General features: G+C 54.0%; 11 protein-coding genes. 4 read left to right on the forward strand and 7 right to left on the reverse strand.

Going from position 1 to position 15,959, the window contains the following annotated elements; genetic code table 11:
• Positions 1-20 precede the first annotated feature (20 nt).
• Positions 21-725: a helix-turn-helix transcriptional regulator gene (locus KF886_10200; GenBank protein ID MBX3177722.1), complete on the reverse strand. Its 705-nt coding sequence runs from the start codon at positions 723-725 to the stop codon at positions 21-23.
• A 108-nt stretch (positions 726-833) separates the two neighbouring features.
• Here KF886_10200 and KF886_10205 point away from each other — a divergent pair, with 108 nt between their 5' ends.
• Together KF886_10205 and KF886_10210 are read left to right on the forward strand one after the other, a co-directional pair.
• Entirely contained in the window at positions 834-2,459 is a 1,626-nt protein-coding gene (locus tag KF886_10205) for a recombinase family protein (GenBank protein ID MBX3177723.1), read from the forward strand.
• 36 nt (positions 2,460-2,495) lie between these two features.
• Positions 2,496-3,896, forward strand: coding sequence for a recombinase family protein (locus KF886_10210; protein ID MBX3177724.1), 1,401 nt, complete (start codon positions 2,496-2,498; stop codon positions 3,894-3,896).
• Here KF886_10210 and KF886_10215 read toward each other — a convergent pair.
• The 6 genes from KF886_10215 to lexA all read right to left on the reverse strand — a co-directional run bounded on the left by KF886_10215 (position 3,877) and on the right by lexA (position 8,157).
• Positions 3,877-4,251 (reverse strand): helix-turn-helix transcriptional regulator, encoded by a 375-nt coding sequence (locus tag KF886_10215; protein MBX3177725.1) that lies wholly within the window; start codon positions 4,249-4,251, stop codon positions 3,877-3,879. The genes KF886_10210 and KF886_10215 overlap by 20 nt on opposite strands.
• Before the next feature lie 149 nt (positions 4,252-4,400).
• The gene (locus KF886_10220) at positions 4,401-4,997 is read right to left on the reverse strand and encodes a hypothetical protein (GenBank protein MBX3177726.1); all 597 of its coding nucleotides are present in this window, start codon (positions 4,995-4,997) and stop codon (positions 4,401-4,403) included.
• A gap of 424 nt (positions 4,998-5,421) precedes the next feature.
• The gene (locus KF886_10225) at positions 5,422-5,898 is read right to left on the reverse strand and encodes a hypothetical protein (GenBank protein MBX3177727.1); all 477 of its coding nucleotides are present in this window, start codon (positions 5,896-5,898) and stop codon (positions 5,422-5,424) included.
• Positions 5,895-6,848 carry a caspase family protein gene (locus KF886_10230; GenBank protein ID MBX3177728.1) on the reverse strand — a complete coding sequence of 318 codons (954 nt, stop codon included), beginning with the start codon at positions 6,846-6,848 and terminating at the stop codon, positions 5,895-5,897. Before KF886_10230 ends, KF886_10225 begins: the two co-directional genes overlap by 4 nt.
• A 2-nt stretch (positions 6,849-6,850) precedes the next feature.
• Positions 6,851-7,222 (reverse strand): TIR domain-containing protein, encoded by a 372-nt coding sequence (locus KF886_10235; protein ID MBX3177729.1) that lies wholly within the window; start codon positions 7,220-7,222, stop codon positions 6,851-6,853.
• Positions 7,223-7,506: 284 nt separating this feature from the next.
• On the reverse strand, positions 7,507-8,157 hold the full coding sequence (lexA, locus tag KF886_10240) for a transcriptional repressor LexA (GenBank protein MBX3177730.1): 651 nt from the start codon (positions 8,155-8,157) through the stop codon (positions 7,507-7,509).
• 386 nt (positions 8,158-8,543) lie between these two features.
• On the opposite strand from lexA, the gene KF886_10245 reads away from it, so the two are divergent.
• Both KF886_10245 and KF886_10250 read left to right on the forward strand, forming a co-directional pair.
• On the forward strand, positions 8,544-8,798 hold the full coding sequence (locus KF886_10245) for a MerR family transcriptional regulator (GenBank protein MBX3177731.1): 255 nt from the start codon (positions 8,544-8,546) through the stop codon (positions 8,796-8,798).
• A 45-nt stretch (positions 8,799-8,843) separates the two neighbouring features.
• The gene (locus KF886_10250) at positions 8,844-15,911 is read left to right on the forward strand and encodes a tail fiber domain-containing protein (GenBank protein MBX3177732.1); all 7,068 of its coding nucleotides are present in this window, start codon (positions 8,844-8,846) and stop codon (positions 15,909-15,911) included.
• Positions 15,912-15,959: the final 48 nt, after the last annotated feature.

Consider the following 15,959-nt stretch of genomic DNA (forward strand, 5'->3'; position numbering starts at 1 on the left):
CAAGGATGCGAGTGAAGTGGTTACCGGTGTGGATCATAGATTGAGTTAGAATTCATCGGGGCCTTCCCTGCGAGACTATCCAGGAAGGCCCGTTTCACCGGTGAATGGCGATTACTTTGTAGACCCTCCATGAATATGAGCAGCTTCTTGGCTTGAGCTGCGGATGCGCCCTCAGCCTCCGCGAACAGGCCCGCAAACAATTCACGGACCGGCATATCGAGAATGGCTTCAAGCGCCAGGGCGGTAGGAAGTGTCGGCGTGCGGCGAAAATGCTCGTACCGCGTGACGTTGCTCGCCGTCTCGGCTCCAAGCAGAAACGCCAGTTCCTTTTGCGACAACCCAAGCGCCTTGCGCGCGCCCCGCAGGTAGTTCGGCAAACGGTCTGGTATCACAAGGCGTACGCGTTTAATAGTTACTGCTTCAATTTTACGATGAAGCCAATCCCCGCAGAAGGCATACAAAGTTGCCGGAGGCGGCAAGTCGGTGTTTACGAGCGCAGGCCTCGACACTATTCGTTTCGAGTTGCCTTGCCCGGCATGTGTGACTACCTCCCTCACAACACCCATTTTTTGCATGATGGAAGTATGAAGACGCCGCCAACACAAAATGCCGAAATCGCTCTGCGAATCCGTGAGGCATACCCCGATTTCTCCGATGAGCGATTGTTGGAAGTACAACAGACGCTCATTGAATACGCGTCCATCATCCTCCGGCTGATGGATCACCTGGAGCACAATCCTGACGCTTATACACAGTATGAGGCTTTACAGAAAGCCCATCCCGATCTACGATCTGATCCGTGGGAATTTGATCTCAATTAAGCCAAAAAACATATGAAAAGATTCTATGGGTATGTTCGCGTATCCACCGTGCGCCAGGGCGAGCGCGGTGTTTCCCTTCAAGAACAGCGCGAAGCCATCCTGCGGTACGGCAAGATTCACGGTATCGAAATTACCGAGTGGTTTGAGGAACGGGAAACCGCCGCCAAGAGTGGACGGCCCCAATTCAGCCGTATGCTGAAACTCCTGAAACAACGCAAAGCTGATGGCTTGGTCATTCACAAGATTGATCGCTCCGCGCGGAATTTACGCGACTGGGCCAACCTCGGCGAACTTCTGGACGACGGCGTTGACGTGCGGTTTGTCAGCGAGAGCCTGGACATGCAGTCCAGGGGAGGCCGCCTATCCGCAGACATTCAGGCGGTCGTGGCTGCGGACTACATCCGAAACTTGAAAGAAGAGGTCCGCAAGGGCTTCCAGGGGCGGCTACGGCAGGGACTCTATCCGATGAAGGCCCCTATCGGCTACGTGGACAACGGCGGCGGCCAGCCAAAAACACCCCATCCGGTGATGGGGCCTTTAGTGCGTGCCGCCTTTGAACGGTACGCCACGGGTCAGTACAACTTGGATACGCTGGTTGAAGAAATGTATCAACGGGGTTTGCGAACAAGGAAGGGAAAGAAGGTTTCACGAAACGGCATGTCCACACTACTCAACAACCCATTCTATTTGGGGCTGATTCGTATCAAGAAAACCGGTGAGACCTTTACCGGTGTCCACGAGCCGCTGATTTCCAAGGCGCTCTTTGACCGCGTGCAAGACATTCTTCACGGCAAAGCGGTGAAGAAAGCCAAACGCCACGAGTTCTTGTTCCGCCGTCTCCTGGTCTGCGCAAGTTGCGGCCATCGTTTGATCGGCGAACGCCAGAAAGGACACGCCTACTATCGCTGTCACACCAAAAACTGCCCCACGCATTGCGCCCGCGAAGAACAGGTGGAATCAAGGCTCGAAGCAGCCCTGTTGCCTTTACGGTTTTCCCGTCAAGAGTTGCGTGCACTCCTTGCCATCGCCCGCGAGATGAAACAAGACTGGCTCAGCCATCGCGAGGCGCACGTCCAAACTCTGCACATGCAGCGTGTGGCGCTCACGGAGAAACTCGCTCGACTGATGGACGTCTTTTCCGAGGGTGGATTCGACAAGACGCTTTTCGATGAACGCAAAGAAGCGCTCCTTGCGGAACGCCTCGATATTGATACACGAATACACGAATTGGAAGACGGATCACAGGACGGCGGGCCAGCTAAGCTCCAACTTTTCCTCGAACTGGCGGGAAGCGCTTATTTAAGCTACAAATCCGCGCCGACGCCGCTGAAACGGGAAATTGTCGAGAACGTAACCTCGAACCGGCTCGTCAACGGAAAAAACGTGTTGATTGAGCTAAAATCTCCCTACTCCGAACTGGCCACACGGCCAAAATATTCGCTTGGTCGCCATGGTCTAGCATCATATCGAACAGCAGTCAAAGAGTTTCTCACCAAGCTCACCGACCAGATCATCTACTTGGATCTGCCTCAATTAGATAGTACTGAGTGTACAACCAATCGGGCTTTGGGTCAAGAAACGAAGGGTTGCCGGAAGGGGCAACTTTTGGTGTCTTTGCCATCTCGGCCAGATGCTTAATGATGGAATTAAGGACTAATCAATTACTCTACACCCATGTCATCATATTTCGCTTACGTTCGAGTTTCCACCGCGCGCCAGGGCGAACACGGCGTCTCTCTGGAGGAACAACGCGCCGCTATCTCCGACTACGCCCAAAAGCATGATCTCCAGATCGTCCGGTGGTTTGAGGAACGCTTGACTGCGGCCAAACGCGGCCGCCCGATCTTCAATCAAATGGTCAAACTGATTCGTCAAGGTGACGCCAACGGTCTAGTGATCCACGCCATCGACCGAGGCGTTCGTAATCTTTGGGATTGGGCCAGCCTGGGGGAACTGCTTGACGAAGGCAAGGACGTTCGGTTTGTTCGCGACAGCGTTGATCTTCAGGGTCGGGGTGGACGCCTAGCCGCCGACATCCAAGCCGTGGTTGCCGCCGACTACGTGCGCAATCTCAAAGAAGAAACCCTCAAAGGTTTCTACGGTCGCCTGAAACAGGGCTACTATCCGCTCAAAGCTCCTTTGGGGTATCTCGACCACGGTTCTGGCCAACTCAAAACCATCTGTCCCGTCAAAGGGCCGTTAGTCAGGCAAGCCTTTGAACGCTACGCCAGCGGCAAGTTCACCCTGGGGACGCTGGCCGAGGAACTCTATTATCTGGGTTTGCGTAACGGCTGGGGATCGAAGTTCTCCGATAACGGCCTATCGGCCATCCTGAACAATCCGTTTTATGTCGGGCTGATTCGGATTCGCAAGACCAACGAGATGTTTACGGGCGCCCACGAAGCGCTGGTGTCAAAATCGTTGTACGACCGCGTCCAAAGTGTGCTGCATGGCCGAACCCAAAAGCGGGTGCGCAAACACGACTTCCTCTACCGGGGCCTGCTCAAGTGTTCCGAGTGTGAGCGGTATCTGGTTGGAGAACGGCAACGGGGACACGTCTACTACCGCTGCCACCAGAAGCACGAATCGCCGTGCTGCTTTACCGAAACCCAGGTCACCGAATCCATTCAACGCCTGTTGGGCTCGTTGAAACCAACCGACATCGCGACGCTGTCGGCTACTGAGGATTTTGAGAATCACCAAACCGTCCAGCCTGACCGCGCCGCACTGGAAGCCCAACTGGACAAGGTCACTCGTCGGCTCGGACGGTTGGCAGAAATTTTTCACGAAGGCTCGATTGACGCGGACCTGTACCGGTCACGCCAGCATGCCTATCTGCTCGAAAAAGTCGGCCTGGAAGAGCGCCTTAAACGTCTGGTATCGCAGGATGCGCGTCAGACCACGGCTCGAAATAATCTCTTGACCCGTGCCAAGGACTTTGCCGCCTTGTCGCGCTCAGAGCAGCGGGAAGTTGCCCGCATCTTGCTTTCCGCCTACGGAACTGCCAGCTTAGCTCATGGCTTCTCAAAAACCACCGGCATGACAGCCGTGCGCGTCAATCTAGAAGCCGCTTGAAAGATACCGAGCAAGACTCCCGATTCCGCAGCCGAGCCACTGTTCGTAGCAATCCGGCGAGGCGGTAGGGATTGAGGCGGCTGGTTTTGTGCCGCCCCTGTTCTTCGAGCAATTGTTTCGCGCGTTGGCGAACCAAGGTAGCACGCTCTTCGTAGAGTCCGGCAAACAACTCCTCAACCGGCACACCAAGTGCGGCGGCCAGAGTCAAAGCGTTTGGCAATGAAGGTACTCGATGAAACCTTTCGTAACGGGAAATCGCGCTTCCCGACTTGTAGCCAAGCAAGGTTGCCAGGTCCTGGCAAGTCAACGCCAACGCTTTGCGAGTACCGATAATGTAGTTGGGGAGTCGGTTCATACGATTCAAGAAAGATGAGTTAGAAAACGGACCGCCCCGGCAGCTAGATAAAGGCGGCATCGAATGTGGTCAGCGTATCAAAGCTAATTACGTTGTCAAGGTTTGGACCAATGGATGATCGGGGCACTGTTTCACGCGCCAACCCGATCTTAGCCAGGCGGCCCCAAGCCACCCTCGCCGTTCGGCTTCAACTGCCGACAACCAACACGCTTGCCACAAAATCTCCACAGCCACACCTTCACAGCCCTGACGATTTGTGCTATTTTGAAGACACTAATTTTAACCATATGACCCTGACGCAAAAACAACTTGATTCCGCCCTTAAACGGGCCACGGCCCATTTGGCCACGCGCCGGGATGTTGAGTCTCTTGAATCCGGTATGACCCGGACGGTCAACAAAGCCTTTCAGAATCATGAGGATCGGATCAACGACCGCCTGGCCAGGATGGACCAGAAGCTCGATACAATCAGCGCTACAGTGACCAATACCTACAACGTGGTCACCAAGTGGCCGGCACCATCCGCCATCGACGACCTCTTCAAACGCGTCCAGCGAATCGAACAGGAGCTCAAGCTCAAACCGCTTTCGAAGTCGGCCTAGCGGCAGAGTAAGGTTTTTGATCCCGATGATGGCAATTGCCAACTGGGTTGACTGCTGTATGAATAAATTTACGAAGGACAACCTAATCGAATCCTTGTATGCCATCATCGCCTGGCTGGTGATCATGGGAATTGGATTCGCCATTACTTTCCTTTTCAGCAACAACGAGGATTGCCGGACTATCGAAACTGGCCAATTCGCCGGTATGAATGAATGCGACGTTGAGCAGTGCATCGGTCCCGCCTGTTGGTGAGTTTAGGTCACTGGGTCGGCGACTTAATATACTTGATGCGTATCCATATCTATCAAACAACAAGAAAACCGCTCGACTGAGCGGATTTTTTTCTGACTTGTTGTTCGAACTATCTTATGTTTGGTCGGGCATATCGGGACAAGATTCGAACTTTTCTAGAAGAACTGAACCGACTTTTATATGAAGTTCCAACATTCAGTCCTGGTCGAAAGACCGATACACAAAGCATGCAGTAACCATTATGCATCAATAATATGATCTCGTAAAGACGCTGAATTCTGCCGGTTGATGCCACTCAGGCGGGAAGAAGAATCGCTATTCGCGCTTCAGGTTCTTCGGCCAAAGAACGCGAATGGGCTTACCTTCGGATTGTGCGAATGCAACAATGTCCGCCGTACCACCCTTGCCACCACTCTTACCGTCCCAAACAGCAATCAGTAAGTCAGACATTCTGACCAATTCGTGGCCAGCCTCTAAAAAAGCGACCTCAGATGGCTCGCTGTAGTCAAGCTCAATCACGCTGGAAGCCTTGTGCAAAAGCCCGTGATATCGATTTAGGTCGGCTTCAGCTTCAAACGTTGCCTCATAGCCTTGGCATGGAATCAATGCGGTCAGTTGTCCCTGATGCTGTAAGACGGACTCCGCGAAAAGCTGATCGGCACCGACCGCCAAGGACGATATTCCCGTCACCGGTTTGTCAAACTCATTGAGCACTCGGTCAATCATGCTTCGGACGGTGTCGAGTGAGTACGGGGGCAAATTCTGGTGCCCAGTGATGCCAATCTTTGTCATAGCCTTTTCTGATTAGCTAACCGCCAGTAGTGGCGGCCCAGGAGTGTTAAACGGCACGCCTTACTCTCGACGGCGGCATAGTACATGTGGTCCGCACCAATAGGTTCTACCAGTTTTGCGGCCCGGCATTTCTGCAAAATGCCAAAGACCTTTTCGTGTTCCGGATGGGGCGGCTGAGCGTCGGGTTCGTAAGACGGGTCGAGTGGTAACTCCGTGGTTTCGCTACTGAACACACTGGGAAGCTTCCGCAGATCCTCAAGCGGCACGGCGCTATCACAGGATCTCAACACGTTTAGCCTATCAAGATTTGCTTTGAATGTGGGACGCTGATCCCAAGGGCCAAATGATTCAGATAAGTAAGCGTAGACGCCAGCCACCGTTACTTTACCGAGAACATCCGCTGCACCACCCTCAAGAGCGCCGCAGAAATACTTCGAGAATAATCCACGCCCATCGGCCGTTTCAGCAGCGGTCTGGTCGCCGCGACTGGCCGTAAGTATTGATACTCCGCCTCGCAAGGCGGCAATGTCTGTACCAAGCTGCGGCAAAGAACCCGCAGACCCGGAAAAGCAACAATCGAGGATGACGATCACTTCTGGCACTTGGGAATTCTGGGCCTTTCCCATTAGGTGGGAGAAGGTGACGCCAAGGTCTTGGTTGCAGCCGTCTTGGGTCACTAAGACCACGTCGTGGTTGGCGCTGTCACCATGTCCGGCGAAGTAGAAGAGCGCCACGTCCGCACCTGGTTTTAGTAGCTCGTCAATCGCTCCGAGAACTGTCCGGCGGTCAACTCTGTCGTTGTTGCTCGTCAGCAAGCGGCAATCGAAGTTCGGAGAACCATTTTCGTTGCGACCGAGGAGGGGCTCAATTGCCGTAGCGTCATTGACACAGCCCGACAAGGCCGCGACGGCGTCGTAATTGTCGATACCAATCAGTAATGCACGCTTCATAGTTACAGGCTGTCGATGAAATTCTCAATCGCGTTCCAGGTCCACTTCACGACCCGGATTCCGCTTACCGTCGTATTATCATCGCTATAAGCCCAAATGCCCAAGATCCGCTTCTTTTCCTCCTTCGCGCAGTCTATTTCCCAAAGCTCACCAGAAGATTTGAGTGTGTTCTTGCTTACGAGAGCGATCACCCCGTCAGACCTTCGGATGCGAGTTCGCACGCGCTCTTTCCAGTCACGGTCATAAGGTTCCTTTACGGACATGTCCACATACTCAAACGGGGAGGCTGTGTTTAGCGACTGACCTTTAAGCAGATCTCGTTGTCGCTGGTCTTCAATCGCAAACGCGACGAAAATGGTCTTTTTGTCGGCCATAGTTTTCCCTTTCCGCAGGAAGAACTCAATATCTTCCCATGTTATTCTGTTTGTTAGTTAGCCACGCTTTCGACGATTATATGGTGCCTGATTCGTGGGCTGGAGACTTATTTTTTCTTGACTTGCTCTTGTCGAAACCGCAGCGGGTGTTCGTCCCAGCTTCAGCGAAATGATCCGCGTAGGGGTGTTTTGCTGTGCCAGTTGGGCAAGCCGTTCAACATCATTCGCTGTCCACGCTTTGCCAGAGTTACGGTTGTATCTTGGCATTTTACGTCTCCTCGTCTTCAGTCAACAAGATACTGTCTGCCCTGTTTGATCACTTTGGTGACCACGCCCTGAACCGCGAAGTCTCGCGCCAGCATGATGGGCTGGTGCGACGGGTTGTCTGACTCCGGTTTCAAAACAGTATAATCCGGTCCCTTCGACAGTCGTTTCACCGTGGTCTCACCATCGACCTCGGCAACCACAATCTCGCCGTCTCCGGCTACATTTTGCTGTCGAACGAGAATAAGGTCACCTTCCTCGATTAGTTGGTTTTCGACGCGCGCCCGGTTCATAGAGTCGCCATGGACGCGCAGCAGGAAATGTTGCTGATTCTTGGGGCGCAGCAGTTCCTCGGGTAGGCGAACCCACGCTTCGATGTGTTCCTCCGCCAGATTCAAGCCGCTGGCGCTGACCAAACCAACGAGGGGAATGGCCTGCGTACCCTGACGGACTGCGGAGACCTTGCGTAAGCGTATGCCCCTTGCCCCTGACCAGCGTTCAATTCGACCTTCCTGTTCCAGGGCCTGCAAATAGCGGTGTACGGTCCTCGTGGAGCCGACACCGAGAGCCAAACGAAACTCTTCCATCGTCGGCGGACGACCGTTCTTGACGATCCACTCGTGAAGGCGCTCGAAAACTGCATTGGTTGTAAACTGGCTTTTTCGTCCCATAGTGTCATGGTACAATTCCGTCCAACATTATGTCAAGTGCGTTTACTTTCATGTGATGAGACGTGTGGTTATTGAATCTGACAGCTGACTTTCGCTTATACCAATTCTTTGCTACACTGTACTATGGTAGGTTCTGTCAAGAGGCTTTGTGCCGGATGGCCCGGCAAATGGACGTTTTCGCCCGGCAAGGAACTACCCTAACAGTCTGTCGGACTTTGTTTGTAAGTCCAATCGTAGCAACGGTGCTCGATTTTAGATCGCCCGGCTATGACCGTTGATATATAACGACTTATACATGTGTGCGATGGCAAGTCCGACAGACTGCTAATCTAGTGGCCAACGGCCACAAGACCTATTGACACCTTATCCATAACGCAGACCAAGCCATGATCGCTGGTTACTACCGCCTTCACGATATCGTGGAGAGAATTGACCGAAATAAGACAACGATTATCCGCTGGGAGGATGAAGGACTGATTCCGAAAGCGCCCCGCGACAGCCGCGGCTGGCGTTGTTATACCAAGGAATTGGTGGACGAGATCGTTCGGTTAGTGCGGGAATCAGATTACTTTACCGCGTATCAAGACCGCCTCGCTGATCGTCCCGGACCCGGCGGACGAACCGACAAGCCAGCTTTGTAGGCACACTGGCCTATTCTTCACTTTCTCCTCCCTTACGACTAATCAATGCCTTTCAAGCACCGTCAACCAACCTCATTACATCCATGGCATCCCGCCAAGCTCTTTTTGCTTACCAATGCTTCCCGGACCGTCGCTGCCTGGGTCGGATTGACAGTCGTACTTATTCTTACGCTGGCCGCGACCCTCGTTATCGGAGGTCTGGTGCTGGTGCCGCCGCACCTCTACGCCGCCCAACCGGGCATCAACCGGCAACTGAATTACCAGGGCAAGCTCACTGACAGCAATGGCAACCAGGCGGGAAATGGAAGCTACGCCTTTCGTTTCAGGCTATATGACGCTCCTACGGGCGGGAACCTTCTGTGGACGGAACGCTGGACCTCAACGTCAACTCAGGTCACCACGGTCAACGGCGTCTTCTCGGTCACTCTGGGGGCAATCGAATCGCTTTCCGGGGTTAACTTCGATTCTGACAGTATCTACCTCCAGATCCACCTCGACGCCGATGGCAACGGCACGTGGGAAGAGGAGTTTGCGACCCGGAAGCGCCTCACATCTGCACCCTACGCATTCAACGCCGATACCATCGACGGATTCCATGCCACATCTACGGCGGCCGTCGCCAATCATTTGTTAGCGCTGGACAGCTTAGGGAATCTGAACGTCTATGACCGGGGTGTGAGTTCCACCCGCGCCACGAGCACTTGGCTGTATGTGCCCGGTCAAGCGACTATCAACGAGGGCAGAGTCGCGAACCTGAACGCGACCACCACGAACGTCGGTATGCTGACCGTCTATCAGGGATCAGCCTTAGATGGGCTGACTATCGCTTCTGATCTGCGGGTGGGCACTCTAAATGCCACAACCACCAACATTGGTGCCTTGACGGTGTTCAACGGTTCGACCTTGGACGGTTTAACGACTATCTCAGATCTGCGCGTGGCGACCCTGAACGCCAGCACCACCGCGAACTTCGCCTCGGCGTCTTTATACGGCGATTTGTCTGTAAACGGCACCTCACTTTTCAACGGTTTGGTTTCGGGAACCGGGTTCACCACGGCATTCGACAACCGTATCGCCTCGGTCTGGCGCGGCCAGGCCAACGGCTTGGCGTCACTTGGCGCTGACGGCAAAGTGCTCGATTCGCAACTCAGTCCTCTCGCCATCACCGATACGTTCGTGGTTGCTTCGGAAGCTGCCATGCTCGCTCTCTCTGGGGCCACCATAGGTGATGTCGCAATCCGTACCGACCTCAGCCGATCCTATATCTTGCGCGAGGCCGATCCTTCCGTCCTCGGTAACTGGGCGGAACTCTTGTCACCAACCGATAGCGTCAGTTCCGTCAACGGACAGCGCGGCGCGGTTACCCTTTCAACCGACGACATCACCGAAGGCTTGACCAACTTCTATTTCACTGATGTCCGCTTTGACGATCGCATCGCGTCTACCTGGCGCGGCCAAGCCAACGGCTTGGCATCACTTGGCGCAGACGGAAAAATCCCAACGTCGCAATTGGGTTCATTGCCAATTACCAACACCTATGTGGTTTCTTCCGAAGGCGGGATGCTCGCCTTAGCAGCAAGTACCGGCGACATCGCGGTAAGAACCGATGAGAACAAGACCTACGTCCTGCAGGGAGACGACCCTACCCATAGCGACGATTGGGTCGAGCTCTTGGCCGCTGCCTCCGTCACTTCGGTTAACGGCCAAACCGGGGCCGTTACCCTGACCACTACGGACATTCTCGAAGGAAGCGCCTTCTATTGGACCCAAGAGCGCTTCGATACCGCCCTTGCGAGCGCGACAACTTGGACCGGCGACCTGTTCGTGAGTACCGGCAATGTCGGGATTAACATCAGCAATCCGAGTGAAGCCCTGGAAGTGGTCGGGAACGCTTCAACCACCGGTCACGTGTTTGTCGGCGGCAACCTGCACGTTGGCTACTCGAACGGCAATGACAGCGATGCCATCTACTTTCGTCAGGGCTTAGAAAGTCTGATCTGGAACACCACCAATAACCGATTTGAATTGTCCAACGATAGCTATATTTCCGGTAACGCCACTACCTCCGGCCATTTTGTAGCGAACGACACCTTGTACGTGAGGGACAACAGTGTGGGTGTGGCCACTACTACTTGGTCCGGCGATTACGCCATGGTGGTCCAAGGCGCTTTGTACGTTGATCACCTTTACACCAGCGGTGAATCGATCTATATGAACGGTCAAAAGATCCTGGAGAATCAGGACAATGACATCGTCTTCTCGGCCGATGCGAACCAAAACCTCAAGATCCAAACTTCCGGCAGCGGAGACATCACCCTTGAAACGGTTTCAAGTAGCGCCAATGTGCAGCTATCCACCCTGGGGGCGGTGTCCAACATTCAGTTGTCAACCGTGGGTGCGGGCTCTGTCATTCAGATGAGTTCCGCCGACACCATTACGCTGGTTGCCCCGACTATCAATCTGAACGGCACCGTCAACCTTTCTCTCTCCGCGAGTCAGGTAACCAGCGGTACCCTGGCCGTGGAGAGAGGCGGCACCGGCCTGAGCAGCACTCCCACTTATGGCCAGGTGCTCGCCGGTAATGCCAGCGGGGGTTATGATCTGCTGGCGACCTCCACGCTCAAAGTGGCCCTTTCCGATACCACCGGCACACTGGCTGTTGACCGCGGCGGCACGGGCAAGACTTCCTTTTCCGCCAATCAGATTTTATACGGGGCGGATTTCAGCCAGAGTGCGAATTTGACGTTTAATGGGACGACACTCGGGGTGACTGGCGATGTGACGGCGAGTGGCAATGTCACCGTGTCGGGAGTTTCCGGCGGAGCGTTGATTCTATCTAATGGATTAGCCGCAGCCCCCGTCAATAATGCGACTCCCTATATTTACAGGTCAGGAACAAATACCGGCAGCTATCCTTTTAATAATTTTGGTCATCTGGTTTACCAGCCAAGAACGACGGGGGCGTTTGACCATGTTTTCATGGGAAGACAAGATGATTCAAATACGGTTCCAAGAATGGTTATTCAGGCCGAGGGCAATGTCGGTATTGGAACGACTGCGCCGGCAAACGCCAAATTACATCTTTCTGGAACTGGCAGTTATGATGGAACTTTGCGTTTAACCGCAAGTGGCGTTACGGGTGGGACGGACGCATTTATTGTCGCCAGCCAAAACTGGTCAATGGGCGGAAATAAAATGGGATTTGGCATCGGCGCGCCGGGCTCTAGTAATGTAAAAATGACTATTGACGGAGCGACGGGGAATGTCGGGATTGGAGTACTAAGTCCTAGCGCCAGCTTGGATGTTGAATCAACCAATATTAATCTGGCGGAATTTCGTGGCAGTACTCAGGCTTCGCATCGTCTTATAGTTTCCGCCACAACAGGTAATGACGCGCAGATCTCCTTTCAAGAAGACACGGGAACTCGATGGACAATAGGCAATGACGGTAGTGATGGTGATAAGTTCAAAATAGCACCTGCTCTCGCGGGACCTTTTGCAGGAACGGAAGTGCTGACGATTACATCGGATGGTAATGTCGGTATTGGAACGACAGCACCCAATTACAAAATAGATGTGTGGGATACATTAGCGAATGTACCCACGATTGCTGTTGGGACTACGGCCGATGTTAGCGTGCTATTAGATGATGTTCTTGGTCAATATCTCTTCACGGCAGATGATGATTCAGCGGGTTCTCCAAGGCAGGTCTCCGGAGCTATAAGAAGCATTGCGTATGGCAGTGGTGATCCGCCTGTCAGATGGAATGGTGGTGCTCAAAGTGAGATGGCCGGTCTAGCCTTCTATTACCTCTACGCGCGAAACGATCTTCGGGAGGCACTACGCATTGACAACCGCGGTAACCTTGGCATAGGGACGACGACACCACAATTCCTCTTGTCTGTTGCTGATGCGACTCCACTGGCAAATGAAGTATTGCTGGGCGTTTCTACCGGCGCGGGTGACGTATTCACGGTTGATGAAGATGGTGATGTCGTGGTTACCGGGACCATCAGCACGGGACGAAATCAACAACTCCTGTTCAGGACGACCAGTGGTCAGTGGGGACAGATTCATGCCGAGAACAGCAGGTTGTACCTGGGAGACGCATCAGACGATTCTCAAATTGTGACGATTGACGGTTCTGTGGTCGGTGGGCGGGTTGGCATCGGGACGGCGAGCCCGAGTGCCAAATTAACTGTCGGCGCGACAAGCGATGCGTCGGATAACGTCGCGCGGGTGTTGGCCGGAGACCTGTACAACGCGGGGTTTGAAGCCTATGGCGCAAGCCAGGGTACCGGGTACTTATTCGTGGGGCAAAGTTCCACGTATGGCGGAGGCGTTTTCTACAACGGCGACGGCAATCCTGCGTTTGCCACCGGCGAGGCTGCAGACCAAATCTCGTTCTACCGGATGACCAATTCCGCAAAAGAGGTTGTATTTAGCTATCCGCATAACAGCAATAATGTTACTTTTCGCGGCAATATTGATGTCGCGACCCAGATCCTGGGAAACGCTTCGGATAGCGTCTCTGCCCCGTCTTATTCCTGGACGGGCGATACCAACGTTGGCATATTCCGACCCGCGACCGATGTCTTGGCAGTCACGACTGCCGGCGTGGAAAGGATGAGGGTAGGTTCAAATGGTTATGTCGGTATCGGCGATACGTCGCCAGTATCGCTGTTAACCGTTGGGAATGGCGACAAATTTCAAGTGGACACCAACGGGAATATTGTCAAAATCAACAATATTACTTACTCCTGGCCAGGCTCTCAGGGATCAAGCGGCCAAGTCCTGACCAATAATGGTTCGGGCACTTTGAGTTGGTCGACGGTCAGCGGTGGTTCAGGCGGCGGCTGGGTGGATGACGGCACAACTGTGCGCCTTGAGACGGCGAGCGACAGTGTGGCCATAGGCACAGCGACGGCAGTAGCGGGCGCGAAACTTACTGTTAGCGGCAATGCAGCGTTTGCCGCCGGGGCTAATCGCGAACTCATCGTGGCTGCCGAATCTTCATCTGCTGGCCGCAATTTGACGATCGCCGCAGGCAACACCACCGACGGCATGTCGGGTTACCAGGGAGGCCATCTATACCTGATATCGGGAGCGAACACTTCGGGATTCAGTGGGTCGAGCGGGAACATATATATTCGCTCTGCTCGTAGCACTGTGATGGGTAGTGGCTTGTATCAAAATGTGCTTCTGGCTTATGATGACGCCAACAGCGTCGTGGCTGGTAAGGTCGGCATCGGTACGAATTCCCCAAGTACCTTGTTTCACGTCGCCGGTGATTCGACGCTTGCGGGGAGTGTGGCAGGCGTTACCAGCTTGACTCTTACCACTGGGGCTGATGGCATCATTTCAGGTGGCGGGCTCAGCAATTCACTCATTCTTCGAGGCGGGACTAGCGGCGGGACCTACATTTCTGGTGGCTTAATGGGCGGCAACACGATCCTGGCCTACAACAAAGGTGTCGGGGCGGCCGGAAATGTCGGAGTGGGAACCGATAGCCCAGGTAGCTACCGCCTGAATGTGTCTGGGAGTATGAATGTGACCGGCAACGCCAATCTCGCTGGTTCTGTGACCGGGCTAACCGGTTTGATACTGGCTAGCGGAGACCATCGCAACATTTCAATTGGGCCGTCTATGTCCGCGTATAATCTTAGGATCTATGGTGGGGGGTTGATGGGCTACGGTAATGTTGCGTTGGCGTACAATGGTTCAGCTGTTGCTGGCAAGGTGGCCATTGGCAGTGAAACCGTCGATGCGAATTACATTCTTCAACTGCCCAACAACGCGTCCTACAAAGCAAAGGCAAACGCTTGGGATACCTATTCGGACACCAGAATTAAACTGGACCAAGAGTTGATCGACTATGGCTTAGAGGAGCTTTTGGCGTTACAGCCGAAGAAGTACCAGCAATACAGTTCGACTTGGGCGGATGGACAATTGGTCCTTGAGGACGGCATCAGTGCCATTGGCTTAATCGCACAAGATGTGTACGAGATCATCCCCGAAGCGGTGAGTCGGCCCCCTGACGATTCCGAGGCGTTGTGGGCTCTGAACTACGATGCGTTCATTCCCGTGGTCATTCGCGCTGTGCAAGAGCAACAGGTGCAGATCGAGGGCTTGCGGGTGCAAGCAAGAGCAAGTAATATTGCCGACTCAGACGCGCTTCCTGTTCAAGAGACCCGCACTTTCTACGGCACCATCTACGTACGAGGCGAAGCCAGCTTTGAACATAAGGTTGTCTTCGAAAGGGATATCGAAGTCAAGGGCAAGATCTATGCTTCCTCTGACCAAGTCGGGGAAGTACTCATTTCGGCTGGAGCCACTTCAACTGAGGTTGTTTTTGCCACCCCGTACCGAGTGACGCCACGAGTGGTGGTGACTCAAAAAGGCGATCATCTGGTGCTCTTCGGTACAAGAAATGTTACAGCCAGCGGATTCAGGGTCCATATCAGCGAGGTTCAACAGCATGATCTGCAATTCGACTGGATCGCGTTAGCAATGATGGGAGAGGCATCCTCCGCGTCACCTGTGATTGACGAACTCATCACCTCGCTGACGCAGGTAAGTCCGGGCATTCCGGTAGAACTGTGGGCGCGGGTGACCGATGCGGATACTCCCGAGTCCGAATTGTCTTATACGTGGACTCTGTCGCCCAAACTCGGCACCATCGACGGAAGCAGTGGTCTGGTCTACTGGACCGTGCCTGAGAATGCCAAAGTTGACGCGGATGGCACTGAGGTAACCGTGACAGTTCGGGTAAGCGACGGTATCAACACCGCCTCAGAATCCGTGAAGGTGAGGGTGGTTGGCGATAGTTCAAATGAATGGGACACGCCGTCAAATGATTCTGCGGAACCATCTACGCCCATCGCCAACGACGTTAACACGGACACTCCTACATCATCTCCCGAATTTCCTACCGAACCGCCTTCTGGCGACGGACCCGATGCGATGCCACAGGATGGTGTTCCCTTTGTTGAAGAAGTGCTCGACGACAGCAAACCGGTATCGACCTCCTCGCCGCCGATTGAGGTCGCCGAATTTCCGGCGACAGAAACCTCCACACCCGAAGTGACTGAACCGCTTGCCGACGCGGCGTGAGCCGCTGTGACTTCTTAAACATATGACACGACCGATTGACCGGTCGTG

It is taken from the genome of Candidatus Hydrogenedentota bacterium (assembly GCA_019637335.1).
GTDB lineage: Bacteria > Hydrogenedentota > Hydrogenedentia > Hydrogenedentales > JAEUWI01 > JAEUWI01.